Origin of the sequence: Ulvibacterium sp., from assembly GCF_965228935.1 — a bacterium.
Classification (GTDB): domain Bacteria; phylum Bacteroidota; class Bacteroidia; order Flavobacteriales; family Flavobacteriaceae; genus Ulvibacterium.
Map to the genome: position 1 here is coordinate 1,528,779 of NZ_OZ245846.1, position 12,685 is coordinate 1,541,463.

Here is a 12,685-nt window from a genome sequence, read left to right on the forward strand (position 1 = left end):
AGGGGATTAAGGGTCTTTGTTAGTTTGTCTTTTGGTTTTCGACAATTTGTTTAATATTCATGGATAATTTACTTGCTGAAATACGGAACTGTGAAGTATGCAAAGCCCATCTGCCCATGGGTCCGAGGCCTATTATTGCTGCAAATCCGGAATCCAAGATTGCCATAATCGGACAGGCTCCGGGAGCCAAAGTGCATAAAACAGGTATCCCTTGGGATGACCCCAGTGGAAAGCAATTACGAAATTGGCTGGGCGTTACGGATGCCGTTTTTTATGACGAAAGGAAAATTGCGCTGATCCCTATGGGCTTCTGCTATCCGGGAAAGGGGAGAAGTGGTGATTTGCCTCCACGGCCGGAGTGCGCCCCTTTGTGGCATACACCGCTCTTTGATCAAATGCCCAACCTACAATTGGTTATCCTAATCGGGCAATATGCACAGCGCCATTATTTGGGCGAAAAAATGGAAAAGAATCTGACCAAAACGGTAAGGGCCTATAAAAACTATTTGCCCCGTTATTTTGTATTGCCCCACCCTTCACCTCGCAACCGATTTTGGTTAAGCAAAAATCTATGGTTTGAAAAAGAGGTTTTGCAAGATTTGAAAGATATTATGCTATCTATTAATAGTTAATTTTTGGATTGTTCTTGAGCATTTTTTCAAAATCATTTGCTGTCTTTATTGCATAAACAAGAACAGAAAGTATTAAAACTTTCCAAATAATGCCATTAAGCATATTTCTAGGCTCCAAATAAATAGAATAAGCATATATGCCAATTACAAAAATTGTTCCTAAGGTCACACTCGGAATGGGATAATCAGTAGTCGTGAAACCGCATATAGTGATTAATATACTTAAACCCGCCATTATTACGAAATCACCAATTTCAACCTTTTGTTGATAAAATGAATGAAACTGAAAAATGAGAGTTATTAATCCAATGGCAAACAATATCCATTTTGCACGTTGCATGGCATTACTTGCTTCTTGCAGTTTTTCATTTGCCCTGAAAATACCAGAAATATGATTTGACTTTTCCTCTTCGGAACCTTCAAAAGGTAGGCCGCAGTTTTGGCATTCCGAAACTCCTGGTTCTCTCTTTGTTTTGCAAAACTCGCAATATTGCATTCTAATCTACTATCGAATCTTAATACTTGACGCCCTATGCTTTTCCTTCTATCAATCACCGTTTACACCAGTTTTATGGTTGTATCATCAACAGAAGCTCTTTATGGAATTATTCGCTCTACTCGGTAAGCTAAAATAAAAATTTATGTTTCAAAGTCCTTTCTTTAAAATCGAAAAATAGACCCAAAGGATAAAAAACAACTGCAGTGGAATTCTAAACCATAAGTAGGTTATCCCTTTACCATTAAGCTCCCCGGTCTGGTAATTGATGTTCTCCAACGACGCCTTAATGTTCGCCGGAAGAATTAGGATAAAGAAAACGATTAGGAGCCAAGCTACGGTAACTCTATAGTTAGGAACGAGCAAACCTATGGCGAACCCTATTTCCATGACACCGGTGATGTAGACCAATTCTTTTTTGGCCGGAACGAAATTAGGGAGCATTTGTGCCATCCCATCGGTAAAAGCAAAATGACCGATTGCGGTAAATACCAGCATCGCGGCCATGGCGATTTGTGCTGCCAGGGCCAGGGACAACTGCCCTTTTATAAACTTGATCAGGACTAAGGAAAGCAGAAAAGTTACCAGTAATACGAGTAGTGGTTTCATAGGGCAAAGATTCCCATTAAAAAGATGCCGTGCAATGAACCTAGGTTAAGAAATCTGTCGTCGAATTCGGCTCAGAGCCTGTGGGGTAATGCCAATATATGAGGCGATATACTTCAAGGGAATTTCCCGAATCAGTTCAGGCCGTTCCGAAAATAATTCCAAATAGCGTTCTTTGGCCGATTTGTTCAAAAGCGCCAGTTCGCGTTTGGATTTGATAAGAAATAGGTTTTCGGCATTTTTTCGGCCAATCTCATTACCAATGGCCGTTTCCCTATATATCGTTTGTAAATCGGTATAACTTACCCGCCAAAGGTTCGTAGGGGTTATGGATTGGATTTGGTAGGTACAGGGGGATTGTGTCAAAAAGGAATCATAGGCGCTCACAAAACTATGGGCAAAGACAAAACCAAAAGTAAGATCGTTATCAATTTTAGGAATGTACAACCGGACTACTCCAGATTCGATGAAGGACAAATAGTTCTCCGTAGTTCCTTGTTTGAGGATTACACTGTTTTTGGGGTAATCTTGGAAGACCAGTTTGGATTTAAAGACAAGCCAATCATCATCTGAAAGGGGAGCAAAGGATTCCAGATGTTCTCTAATATGCTGCATTTTTAAATTTCCTAGAAACCTTTAATACATTTCGCCTCCATGTTTCCCTTTCTCCCAACCGTGTTTTCCCAAATACTGTGTGGCACTTTCCAAGGCCCCGTCCTCAATGGAGGTGCCCATGGAATCGTTCCATCGGTTAAGGTAGCCGAATAGGGAAATAACACCCAGCATCTCTACAATTTCCCCTTCGTTCCAGTGTTCATACAAACGTGCCTTGATTTCGGCATTTACCGCATTGGGTACTTGGGATGCGGCCAGGGAAAAATCCAAGGCGGCCCGTTCCGCTTTGGAAAAGGCGGGGTGCGTACGGTAATCCCAAATATTGTCCAATTGTTCCTGTTCCGCACCATAACGTTCCGCCGCGCGTATGGCATGGGCCTGGCAATAACGGCATCCTGTGGCATTGCTGCTGACCCAGGCGATCATTCGTTTTAGGGCCGAGGTTACCCTGCCTTCATTGGCCATTACGGCCTTGTTCAGATTGATGAAGGCTTTGGAAATGGCTGGCCTGTGTTGCATGGTCAATACGGAATTGGGACAAAAACCGAGCGTCTCATTGAAGAATTCGGCCAGTTTTTTGGTTTCGATATCGTGATTGGGATCAAGAGGGATTACTAAGGGCATATACTAAATTTTGAATTACAAAATACGAGGTTCGAAATGAGAAAATCCTAAACATCGAATGTTTTGAAAGGCATCTATTTGTCGTACATTTATGGTTTACAAGAAACAAAAATTTATGGGTACAACAAATCATATCACGACCAAATGGTTGGGCAAAATGGCCTTTGAAAGTAATAACCTTTCAGGGCATAGTATAAAAATCGATGCAAGTCCCGATGACGGTGGGGAAGGGGACGGACTCCGCCCCAAGGCTTTAATGCTTTCCAGTTTGGCAGGATGCTCTGGATTGGATGTAGCGGGACTTTTTAAAAAAATGAAATTGGAAGTAGATGATTTTCATATCGAGACCATCGCCAACCTCACGGACGAGCATCCCAAGTACTATGATCAAGTTACCATAGAATACCATTTTTACGGGAACAATCTCAACGAAAAAAAATTGGACCGTGCCGTAGAGCTTTCCGTTGAAAAGTACTGTGGCGTTATGGAAATGTTCCGGCAGTTTGCGAAGCTGGAAATTAAAACGGTCTTTCACAAAAAATGGAGTCCGAGGCAAACAATCAAAATTATATAGAATATAGTCGATAATTTGAAATAAACGCCTTAACTTACCTTTCAACCAAGTTCCTCCTTTCCGTTTATGTTTGATTTTTGTATTTGAATTTTAATCATGCGCTGGACGTTAAAACCCAAACCTAAGCAAGAGGATATCCATAGGCTTTCGGATGCCTTACGGGTGGATACCCTGGTGGCCCAACTTTTGTTGCAACGCGGAATTGCCAGCTATGAGGAGGCCAAACAATTTTTTAGGCCCCAACTTTCCGATCTGCACGATCCCTTCTTGATGAAGGATATGGATTTGGCAGTAAACCGGATTGAAAAGGCCATAGCCTATAACGAAAACATCCTGGTATTTGGGGATTATGATGTAGATGGCACTACTGCGGTGGCATTGGTCTCTTCGTATGTATTGGAGTCCTATCCTAATGTGGCCACTTATATTCCGGATAGATATACGGAAGGCTATGGGGTTTCTTTTCAGGGGATTGACTTTGCCGAGGACAACGGCTTTTCATTGATCATTGCCTTGGACTGTGGGGTAAAGGCCATTGACAAAGTGGCCTATGCCAAGGAAAAAGGAATCGATTTTATTATTTGTGACCATCATAGACCAGGTAATGAATTACCAGAGGCCATTGCCGTCCTAGACCCCAAACGGGAAGATTGCAATTATCCCTATGACGAACTTTGTGGCTGTGGAATAGGCTTTAAACTAGTCCAGGCCTTGGCATCCAAAAATGGAAGGACAACGGAGGATTTGACCCCCTATCTTGATTTGGTGGCTACGGCCATTGGAGCGGATATCGTGCCCATAACGGGCGAAAATCGGGTGTTGGCCTATTACGGATTACAAATCATCAATTCAAATCCGCGAATCGGTTTTAAAGCGATTATCGAGCACATAAAAAAAGAGGAATTGACCATTACCGATGTGGTCTTTATCATTGCCCCTCGAATTAATGCGGCCGGGCGCATGGAGCATGGCCAACATGCGGTAACCCTATTGACCGAGACCGATCTGGAGCAAGCCCGGAAGTTTGCGGTAGAGATTGAACAATTTAACTTGGACCGGAGAAATTTGGACCAAGAAATTACACAGGAGGCCCTTTTACAGATTCAGGAAAACCAAGAGGAAGCGAAGTTCACTTCGGTGGTTTATAAGGATACCTGGCATAAAGGGGTAATCGGTATTGTTGCCTCCCGACTGACCGAAACCTATTACCGCCCTACCTTGGTCTTTACCAAAAGTGGTGATCGGTTGGCCGCTTCCGCACGTTCCGTTAAGGGATTTGATGTCTATAGTGCTTTGGAGGGGTGCTCCGATTGCATCGAACAGTTTGGCGGGCATAAATATGCAGCCGGACTTACACTTTTGGAAGGGCAGTACCAAGCTTTTAAGGAACAATTTGAAAAAGTGGTCTCGGAAACCATAGATCCGAATCTGCTTACCCCTGAAATTAAAGTGGATGCCCAAATAGATCTTACCGATATTACGCCCAAACTGTTGCGGATCATCAAACAGTTTGCGCCTTTTGGACCAGGAAATATGACCCCGATTTTCATGGCAGAAAGTCTTCGGGACACAGGCTATGTAAAAGGAGTAGGGGAAGATGAAAAGCATCTGAAGTTATCCATCTTACAAAATGGTACCGGACCCATTGGGGCCATTGGATTTAACCTAGGTAAGAAATTGTCCGTAGCGGCCAATAGGAATTCATTCGATGCCGTTTTTTCTTTGGATGAAAATGAGTGGCAGGGTACGGTGAGCTTGCAATTGAAATTGAGGGATTTGAGATGATTCATGCCATTGGTTCGAACTTCTCCAATGAAAGTTTTTTACCGTCAAAAACCCCATAGGTAAAATACGTAATCCAATCCCCCAAATTGGTATAGGTCGATTTTCCGTTTAGATCAATTTCCAAAGGGAGATGGCGATGACCAAAAACAAAATGGTCATAGTGCTGCTGCTCCAGCTTTCGTTTGGCGTATTGTACCAACCACTCCTTATCCTCACCCAAGAATTTAATGTCGTCATCACCAGAAATCAGTTTGTTCTTTACCGAAAAGTATTGGGCCATCCGAACCCCCCAATCCGGATGTAACCAACGATAGAACCATTTGGCCAAAGGGTTGGTAAACACTTTTTTCATACGCTTGTAGCCCTTGTCCCCCGGGCCCAGTCCGTCACCATGACCAATAAAAAATGAGGTATCGTTTAGCTTAAATTGTTGGGGTCTGTGAAAAACGGGAATATTGAGCTCTTCCTCAAAATAACCGTTCATCCAAAGGTCGTGGTTGCCCACAAAATAGTAGATGGGGATTCCGGCGTCCGATATTTCGGCCAGTTTCCCCAAGGTTCGGGTAAAACCTTTGGGGACGACGGTCTTGTATTCCATCCAAAAATCGAACAGATCGCCCAAAAGAAAAATAGCGGCTGCGTCCTTTTTTACTTCGTCCAGCCACGCGACAAATTTTTTTTCACGGGGCAGACTTTGCTCTCGCGTCGGTGCACCTAAATGGTTATCACTGACAAAATAGACTTTTTTGCCTTGTGGAATATCTATGGTCGTCATTTAGCTGTAAAGATAGGAAAAAGCCCCTATCGACCTTCACTGAGGGGGAGCGCCGTTGTCCTCGGCGTACCATTCGGCAAAGGCGGTTTCGGTTTCCCTTAGCTTTAGGCAGTGCAGTACTATACCTTTGGGAAGTTTCGATTTTATTTTTTCCGCAAAATCAATGACCATGTTCTCACTGGTCGGTTGGTAATCGGTCAGGATTACTTTGTGCCCCTCGTTTTCCAGTACTTTGGCCAATTCCCCGTGAGGGGTGTTTTTATTGAAAACCGTAGCATGGTCAAAAGGATCTACGATTTCTTCCTTCACGATTTTTTTTAGATCTCCAAAATCAATCACCATTCCCAACTTTGCATGGGAAGTATCCGCAATAGGCTCGCCGATAACGGTCACGGACAATTTATAACTGTGCCCATGAATGTTTCGGCATTTGCCATCATGCCCATAGAGGGCATGGCCCATCTCAAAAGTAAATTGTTTCGTGATACGTATTTTACCCATCTCCTAAATTAATTGGACAAAGGTAGGAATTCTAAAAAAGAGAACAGTCTTTGGAAATAGGTTAATCTACTACAATATTCGGGTCACCATCGATCAACAATACGTGACAGCAATCCGCCCCCACTTTATAACTGCTGTTTACCACTTCCTGATCTTCTATAAAACCTTTAAAATTGATCAGCTCGGTCTTGTTTTTATATTGCTCTGCAAACTCATCCCCAAAGAGGGGATAGGTACCATTTCGCCTAAATGTTTCAAATTCCTGACCGGAGACTTCACGGGTGATATCTTCACCGGTTTTGGTTATAGTTACTTCAAAAGCGTCCAAGGGGATAACCACACCGGAAGGATCCTTTACGGTAACGTTTAGGGTCACAAATTGCAAAGTACAAACCACTTCATTACAATCACTTCTTTCTAATCCATTATCATCATCATCCGAGCAATTCACTAAGAAAATCATAGAGGAAAACAATACGGAAATTAAGCGCATTTTATACATAACATTTTTTATAGTATAGATATGTATTTTGTAAAAAGTTGCGTATTTGCCAAGAAGAAAATGTGTTTGGAAGAGGTTGCAAATAGGTTTTTCGCTTTTAGGCCCTTATCGCTTGAACCTCCTTCTGATCCTGATCCGGTTTACAAAATAAGCGATTATTACGAAGAGTGCCAGTAGCGGAAAGACCATATCACCGTTTAGAAAATTTAGAATATCCATGGTTTATTTTTGAAAGATAGAACGTGCAATTTTAAGTATTATTGGAATTTAAGTCTTTCAATTTTGCAAGGTGTTTCTCGGTCATCCATATATGTATTTGCCAGGAAATTAGTTTTTAAGGGCTATCGATTTTAATAACCGGCTGGGTCCAGGCCATTTCATATAAGATGTCCTCGATGGGATTGTCCTGCAATTTGGATGAAGTTATTCTGCTACGCACAAACAAAATATCATCGGCAAGTTCAAAATCCGCTTTGGTTCCTTTGATGGAAATAAACTCTTCCGGTTGCGATTGCCCTTTTCTACAGCCTATGAACGTAATGGTATAGGTTATCCCCTTCTCTTCCATTACTTCAACGGACAGCTTATTGTTTTTGAACTCCAATTTTTTAAGCAACGTTCCCGTACTGGCATAAAAATTCCCGTACTCCATAGCGTTGATCAACGCAGCAGCGGAAAGGGAATCGGCCTGTACCATTACCCAACCTCTTCCTGCATTGCTCCATTCACTGCCTTTTTTATGATAATGGTGGGAATCGTCGGTGGCCAGGCCATAAAGTATGGGCTTTTCCTTTTCCAAGTATGAAATATTGATAAGATCCCACATTTCTTCGGTTGAAATATGGATTGAATCACCCATATTGTGAACCATGGGGTGGCCATTATATACTTCAAAAAACCGCTCTCCATTTAAGGCTATCATGTCATCGAGGCTAATGGCATAATGAAAATTTGGGTGGTTTACATGGGGCATTATGGGTATTCCCGTCTCTTGTCTTTGTTTGTGTACCTGGTCTATGTTATTTTGAAGTACTTCCAGGACACTGTTCCCGCCTTGGGGCTCAATTATATTCTGAATGTTCGTGGCATTCATATGCAGGGGCTTGTTCTCAAAGCTATCGGTGATTTCCTCGGACGGGATAATCAGGAATTCCCCTTCATCCTCGGCATATCCCTTATATTCTTTGTACGTTTTTAGCTTGACCAAAGTTCGCCCTGAATCTATCTTATGTTCCACCCAATCAGCCCCATATTTTTCCAGATAGTTTTGAAACGCCTTTTGATAAAGGGAGTCCTTGGAGATTTCAACCCACTTTTCACCTTCGGCCAAAATATTATGATCGGACAGGGCTACAAATTGATAGCCCATGGATTTGTACCAATCCAAAATGACTTCAGGAAACTCGTCCCCATCACTCCAATAGGAATGTGTATGCAGGTTGCCCTTGTACCATTTCAAAGACTGATCGTCCTTAGACGTAGCCTTATCTCTTTTACAACTGCCTGATATCAAAAAGACTAGCAGCAGGATAGGGATAAATCTCGGGTTTTGTATTTTTTTCATGAGGGTTTGCCGTTGGTGCTAGATATTGTTGCCACAAAAAAGGACAAGGCTATTCAGCGGTTATTTTTTGAATTTTGACAAAGCGTTTTTTGTGAATTCGGAGAGCACTAATTTTCCGGTTATCGCTGCCCGTTCCAATAATAAATCGTTCCAATGTGAGGTGCCTTCCCAAAGCACCTTTTTCCATTCCTGAAGGGCTTTGGGATTGTACCCGGCAAGCTGACTTACGGAAAAATCCAGTTCCTTATCCATTTCCTCAATGGTATCGAAGACTTTGGAGAAAAGCCCCTTTTCGTTGGCCCAATAGGCATTTTTCCACTCGGTAGGGGAGAAGGACAGTTCCGAAACGGCAGCCTTTCCCATCTTTCGCTCCAGGGCTGGGCCAATTACCAGAGGGGCAATACCTATGGAGATTTCAGAAAGTCGGATAGATGCATTCACCGAGGCAAAAACATAATCACAGGCTGCTGCCAAACCTACACCTCCCCCTACGGTCTTGCCCTGAACGCGACCGATAATTGGCTTTTTACAGGTGCGCATGGCATTGATAACATGTGCAAATCCACTGAAAAACAGTTTCCCCTCTTCCAGATTCGTGATAGCGGTCAATTCATTAAAGGAAGCCCCTCCACAAAAAACACGGTCACCTTCCGATTTTAATACGACAACGGAGATATTTGGATTTTCGGAAAGGTTATGGAACGTATTGGCCAGCCGATCCAAAAGTTCGGCCACAAAGGAATTTCCTGCAGGGTGCCCAAATTCCACGTGGGCTACCTTACCCTCTATCTTGGTATACAGACTTCCGTTTTCCCTTTTTATGCCCATATCTCTTGGTTTTACCCAAAATTAGTTGTTTTGTGTCAGTGGCCGAAACTTTTGCCTAAACTTGATGATAAGGGCTCCGCCGCGAATGATCATCCAAACGGTAAGGGCGATCCAAATACCATATAACCCCCAACCTAAATATTTGCCGAAATAGAGCATAGGTACAAAGCCTAAAAAAGTAGCGTATAGCAGTACATTTCTCAAATACTTCATTTCACCGAGACCCTTAAAGAGGCCGTCCAACACAAACGCAGTGGAATTTATGGGCAACCCGATGATCAGAATGAAAAAGATGCTGTAAAAAGTCTCCAGGACAATGGCATCGTTGGAAAAAATATCCCCCAGGGGTTTATAAAAAAGAAAACCTATTAGGATTAAAATAAGACTGACCACTAGGCCATATCGGGTTATTTTTTTGGTCAATCGCCATAAACCATGGTAATCCTTGGCGCCCAAAAGTCGTCCTCCCATAATATTTCCGGCTGCGGCATATCCATCGATAAAAAAGGCGGAGAACAACCAAAGATTGATCGCTATGGTATGGGCCCCAATATATCTATCCCCCAAATGGGTCGCCTCACGAACGGCCAAAATTAAGGCAACGTTTAGGGCTATTGCCCTCACAAAGAGATTAAGGCTCATTCCGATTATCCTTCCCAGTTCTTGATGTATCGGGAATTGAAGTCTTAAACGAATATCGGTCTTTGCAAGTAGGAGAACAAATGCCATAAGTGCCATTATACTTTGGGCGATAAGGCTGGCCCATGCCGCTCCTTCCAAATAAAGAGGTTCCACGATACCGTCTATACCAAAGACTAGGATGAAATCCAATGCAATATTCAGTACCGCACCGGTTATGGCAATAAGCATGGGCCAAAAGGTGTTTTGCAGCCCTGTGAAAATACCTATTACCGCAAAGACGAAGAGTGTTAAGGGAAATCCCCAGACCCGAATGGAATAGTAGGAGATACAGTACTGCAATATCTTGCCTGAAGCGTTCATTAAACGAAAAATATCATCGACAAGAAAAATTGTTGAAAGCAAAATGAGGATACTGAGCGCAATATTCAAGTAGATAACCTGTGCGGGCAAGGTCTTTATATCTTCCAATCGTCCTGCACCCAGATATTGTGCAATAAGGGCCGAAATTGCACTACGTGTCTGTCCCAGAACCCAAATTAGCATGGACAAGAACGAACCCACAATGCCCGCAGCAGCCAGGGATTCCAGTCCGTCCACGGGAATGTTTCCCACAATAGCGGTGTCGGTAATCGATAAAATGGGCTCGGCAATTCCGGCAATGGTTGCGGGAACTGCCAATTTGTTAATAGTTTTAAAGCTAATGGCGGTTTTCAAGGATAAGCTTGGGAATTAAAGAAGTAGTTCATAACAATGGAAGGGATACGTACTTTGTTTTGGAAAATATATATCCCCCAATTTTTGATAGCCTCTTGTTTCATAGAATTTTTGATTACGCCTATTTTGGCTAAATGTGTCAAGGCGAACGGAGATGAAGCCATTTTGCCGGGCATATTTTTCGGCAAAATCCATCAGTCGTTGTGCATACCCCTTTCCCTGGTATCGCGGATGAATGGATAACCTATGGATATAGACATTGTTCCCATGGGAAGTCAGCCATGTTATAGGCACATATTCTTCATCCATCAGGGTAGAGATTACAATAGTACCTAGTATGGAATTATCGGATTCCAGTACATAGAGCTCCTCTCTTTCAATATCCTTTTCAAATGCATTTTGCGATGGGTAATGTTCGTTCCACTGATGAATCCCCTTTTTTACCATATTAGCGGCGCAGGCTTTGGTGATGGTGAGTATTTCGGGTATTTCCCCTATTTTTGCGCGTCTTATCACAGTTGCTTTATTTATTGTAAATTTAGAGGAATAATCATAATAGTAGGAACATGGACAAAATTCTGGTACCGATAGGTACCTCTCCTGATTCTCATGAAACATTGCAATATGCAGTGGATTTTGCCGTAAAGTTTTCTTTTGATATTTGCGTGATGGAGGCGTTTAGTGCTACGACCAAAGCGGGTACTCTAGGAAATGTTAAGGAAAAGTTGGCCGAAAGTGGCAAGGAACGTCTAAAAGAAGTAGTGGCAAAGGTAGATGCCAAGGGAATTTCCATAAAAATAGTGACCTATAATGGGGATATCATTGATGGCATCAAGGAAATCGACGCGGAATTGGGGATAGATTTCATTATCATTGCGCCCCGCAGTTCGGATATTAAGGAAGAATTGTATTTGGGCAATGTTTCTGGACGAATCATTAAAAGAACCGACATCCCTACCTTGATTATTCCCAAAGGGACCCGATACAAGGCCTTTAAGAATATATTGACCGCCTTTAGATCGGGGATTCTAAAAAGAAACCGAATCTTAGATCCGCTCATTGCCATAAAAAAGAAGCACAGATCCAAGGTAAATTTATTGTTGGTAAAGACTCCCGGATATTCAGATGAGGATTTACAGGTGAATACAGCTTTGATGGACATTTGTTCCAATTTGACCATTACCGAAAATGCGACGACATATCATGGGGTTTTGGAGCATTTTCAATCCATAAACCCTGATTTGCTATGCGTTTTTAGAAGAAAGCGAGGCTTCTTCAAAAAATTGTGGGAGAAGAATACTATATTGAAATCGGAATTTTCGGTTCCTATCCCAGTATTGGTTCTTAGCGTTAAGAAAGATTGATTTGCATTTTGATACTTTCTTAAAAAGTAGTTCCTTTGCTGCCTAAATTTTTGGGGGATTAGCTCAGCTGGCTAGAGCGCTTGCCTGGCAGGCAAGAGGTCACCGGTTCGACTCCGGTATTCTCCACCAAAGCACCGAAGTGTTCGGTGCTTTTTTTGTTTACAAGGGATATGGGATACTATTTCTACATTATCTATAGTCCGTCCCTGGACAGATATTATATCGGCCATTGCCGGGATATGGAGGAAAGACTTCGCCGGCACAACCAGGGCAATGGGGCTTCCTATACCAAAAAAGCAAAGGATTGGCAGTCGAAATACAGCAAGGGTTTCGAGACAAGGGCCGAAGCAGCCGAACTGGAACGGGCCATCAAAAGGAAAAAAAGCAGAAAGTATATCGAATGGCTGATTTCGGAAAGCCAAGCCGGATAGAGCGTCCCGACAAGCGTCGGGAAGGTCACCGG

The 12,685-nt window shown here is 42.7% G+C and carries 16 protein-coding genes and 1 tRNA gene; 6 read left to right on the forward strand and 11 right to left on the reverse strand.

Features of this window, described 5'->3' with window-relative positions; translation table 11 throughout:
- Positions 1 to 59: 59 nt before the first annotated feature.
- Positions 60 to 632 (forward strand): uracil-DNA glycosylase family protein, encoded by a 573-nt coding sequence (locus ACO06Y_RS06235; protein ID WP_422082968.1) that lies wholly within the window; start codon positions 60 to 62, stop codon positions 630 to 632.
- Here ACO06Y_RS06235 and ACO06Y_RS06240 read toward each other — a convergent pair.
- From ACO06Y_RS06240 to ACO06Y_RS06255, 4 genes are all read right to left on the reverse strand, one after another.
- Positions 622 to 1,128, reverse strand: a complete 507-nt coding sequence (locus ACO06Y_RS06240; RefSeq protein WP_422082969.1) for a hypothetical protein — start codon at positions 1,126 to 1,128, stop codon at positions 622 to 624. The two genes, ACO06Y_RS06235 and ACO06Y_RS06240, sit on opposite strands and share 11 nt — an antisense overlap.
- Positions 1,129 to 1,278: 150 nt before the next feature.
- Positions 1,279 to 1,737, reverse strand: a complete 459-nt coding sequence (locus tag ACO06Y_RS06245; RefSeq protein ID WP_422082970.1) for a hypothetical protein — start codon at positions 1,735 to 1,737, stop codon at positions 1,279 to 1,281.
- 45 nt (positions 1,738 to 1,782) lie between these two features.
- Entirely contained in the window at positions 1,783 to 2,349 is a 567-nt protein-coding gene (locus ACO06Y_RS06250) for a Crp/Fnr family transcriptional regulator (protein WP_422082971.1), read from the reverse strand.
- A gap of 21 nt (positions 2,350 to 2,370) precedes the next feature.
- Complete coding sequence (locus ACO06Y_RS06255) at positions 2,371 to 2,973, reverse strand: carboxymuconolactone decarboxylase family protein (protein WP_422082972.1); 603 nt, start codon at positions 2,971 to 2,973, stop codon at positions 2,371 to 2,373.
- A gap of 115 nt (positions 2,974 to 3,088) precedes the next feature.
- Between ACO06Y_RS06255 and ACO06Y_RS06260 the strand changes: the two genes are divergently transcribed.
- Both ACO06Y_RS06260 and recJ read left to right on the forward strand, forming a co-directional pair.
- Entirely contained in the window at positions 3,089 to 3,547 is a 459-nt protein-coding gene (locus ACO06Y_RS06260) for an OsmC family protein (protein ID WP_422082973.1), read from the forward strand.
- 96 nt (positions 3,548 to 3,643) lie between these two features.
- Entirely contained in the window at positions 3,644 to 5,332 is a 1,689-nt protein-coding gene (gene recJ, locus ACO06Y_RS06265) for a single-stranded-DNA-specific exonuclease RecJ (protein WP_422082974.1), read from the forward strand.
- A 1-nt stretch (position 5,333) separates the two neighbouring features.
- Here recJ and ACO06Y_RS06270 read toward each other — a convergent pair whose 3' ends face one another.
- The 7 genes from ACO06Y_RS06270 to ACO06Y_RS06300 form a co-directional block, all read right to left on the reverse strand.
- Positions 5,334 to 6,107 (reverse strand): UDP-2,3-diacylglucosamine diphosphatase, encoded by a 774-nt coding sequence (locus tag ACO06Y_RS06270; protein ID WP_422082975.1) that lies wholly within the window; start codon positions 6,105 to 6,107, stop codon positions 5,334 to 5,336.
- Positions 6,108 to 6,143: 36 nt separating this feature from the next.
- Positions 6,144 to 6,608: a 6-pyruvoyl trahydropterin synthase family protein gene (locus ACO06Y_RS06275; protein ID WP_422082976.1), complete on the reverse strand. Its 465-nt coding sequence runs from the start codon at positions 6,606 to 6,608 to the stop codon at positions 6,144 to 6,146.
- Between the two features lie 61 nt (positions 6,609 to 6,669).
- The gene (locus ACO06Y_RS06280) at positions 6,670 to 7,101 is read right to left on the reverse strand and encodes a hypothetical protein (RefSeq protein WP_422082977.1); all 432 of its coding nucleotides are present in this window, start codon (positions 7,099 to 7,101) and stop codon (positions 6,670 to 6,672) included.
- A gap of 343 nt (positions 7,102 to 7,444) precedes the next feature.
- On the reverse strand, positions 7,445 to 8,674 hold the full coding sequence (locus ACO06Y_RS06285) for a PHP domain-containing protein (protein WP_422082978.1): 1,230 nt from the start codon (positions 8,672 to 8,674) through the stop codon (positions 7,445 to 7,447).
- A gap of 60 nt (positions 8,675 to 8,734) precedes the next feature.
- Positions 8,735 to 9,502 carry an enoyl-CoA hydratase/isomerase family protein gene (locus ACO06Y_RS06290; RefSeq protein WP_422082979.1) on the reverse strand — a complete coding sequence of 256 codons (768 nt, stop codon included), beginning with the start codon at positions 9,500 to 9,502 and terminating at the stop codon, positions 8,735 to 8,737.
- A 21-nt stretch (positions 9,503 to 9,523) separates the two neighbouring features.
- Entirely contained in the window at positions 9,524 to 10,858 is a 1,335-nt protein-coding gene (locus tag ACO06Y_RS06295) for an MATE family efflux transporter (RefSeq protein ID WP_422082980.1), read from the reverse strand.
- A gap of 15 nt (positions 10,859 to 10,873) precedes the next feature.
- The gene (locus tag ACO06Y_RS06300) at positions 10,874 to 11,374 is read right to left on the reverse strand and encodes a GNAT family N-acetyltransferase (RefSeq protein ID WP_422082981.1); all 501 of its coding nucleotides are present in this window, start codon (positions 11,372 to 11,374) and stop codon (positions 10,874 to 10,876) included.
- A gap of 50 nt (positions 11,375 to 11,424) precedes the next feature.
- Between ACO06Y_RS06300 and ACO06Y_RS06305 the strand changes: the two genes are divergently transcribed.
- The 3 genes from ACO06Y_RS06305 to ACO06Y_RS06315 all read left to right on the forward strand — a co-directional run bounded on the left by ACO06Y_RS06305 (position 11,425) and on the right by ACO06Y_RS06315 (position 12,653).
- Positions 11,425 to 12,222, forward strand: a complete 798-nt coding sequence (locus ACO06Y_RS06305) for a universal stress protein (RefSeq protein WP_422082982.1) — start codon at positions 11,425 to 11,427, stop codon at positions 12,220 to 12,222.
- Positions 12,223 to 12,274: 52 nt separating this feature from the next.
- A tRNA-Ala gene (locus ACO06Y_RS06310) sits at positions 12,275 to 12,351 on the forward strand.
- A 41-nt stretch (positions 12,352 to 12,392) separates the two neighbouring features.
- Positions 12,393 to 12,653, forward strand: coding sequence for a GIY-YIG nuclease family protein (locus ACO06Y_RS06315; RefSeq protein WP_422082983.1), 261 nt, complete (start codon positions 12,393 to 12,395; stop codon positions 12,651 to 12,653).
- Positions 12,654 to 12,685: the final 32 nt, after the last annotated feature.

Excerpts from the sequence above, each read along its gene's own strand:
- ACO06Y_RS06270 (WP_422082975.1), bottom strand. The coding sequence starts at position 6,107 with ATGACGACCATAGATATTCCACAAGGCAAAAAAGTCTATTTTGTCAGT.
- ACO06Y_RS06275 (WP_422082976.1), bottom strand. The coding sequence starts at position 6,608 with ATGGGTAAAATACGTATCACGAAACAATTTACTTTTGAGATGGGCCAT.
- ACO06Y_RS06240 (WP_422082969.1), bottom strand. The coding sequence starts at position 1,128 with ATGCAATATTGCGAGTTTTGCAAAACAAAGAGAGAACCAGGAGTTTCG.
- ACO06Y_RS06315 (WP_422082983.1), top strand. The coding sequence starts at position 12,393 with ATGGGATACTATTTCTACATTATCTATAGTCCGTCCCTGGACAGATAT.
- ACO06Y_RS06260 (WP_422082973.1), top strand. The coding sequence starts at position 3,089 with ATGGGTACAACAAATCATATCACGACCAAATGGTTGGGCAAAATGGCC.
- ACO06Y_RS06250 (WP_422082971.1), bottom strand. The coding sequence starts at position 2,349 with ATGCAGCATATTAGAGAACATCTGGAATCCTTTGCTCCCCTTTCAGAT.
- recJ (WP_422082974.1), top strand. The coding sequence starts at position 3,644 with ATGCGCTGGACGTTAAAACCCAAACCTAAGCAAGAGGATATCCATAGG.
- ACO06Y_RS06290 (WP_422082979.1), bottom strand. The coding sequence starts at position 9,502 with ATGGGCATAAAAAGGGAAAACGGAAGTCTGTATACCAAGATAGAGGGT.
- ACO06Y_RS06255 (WP_422082972.1), bottom strand. The coding sequence starts at position 2,973 with ATGCCCTTAGTAATCCCTCTTGATCCCAATCACGATATCGAAACCAAA.
- ACO06Y_RS06305 (WP_422082982.1), top strand. The coding sequence starts at position 11,425 with ATGGACAAAATTCTGGTACCGATAGGTACCTCTCCTGATTCTCATGAA.
- ACO06Y_RS06235 (WP_422082968.1), top strand. The coding sequence starts at position 60 with ATGGATAATTTACTTGCTGAAATACGGAACTGTGAAGTATGCAAAGCC.
- ACO06Y_RS06285 (WP_422082978.1), bottom strand. The coding sequence starts at position 8,674 with ATGAAAAAAATACAAAACCCGAGATTTATCCCTATCCTGCTGCTAGTC.
- ACO06Y_RS06245 (WP_422082970.1), bottom strand. The coding sequence starts at position 1,737 with ATGAAACCACTACTCGTATTACTGGTAACTTTTCTGCTTTCCTTAGTC.
- ACO06Y_RS06280 (WP_422082977.1), bottom strand. The coding sequence starts at position 7,101 with ATGCGCTTAATTTCCGTATTGTTTTCCTCTATGATTTTCTTAGTGAAT.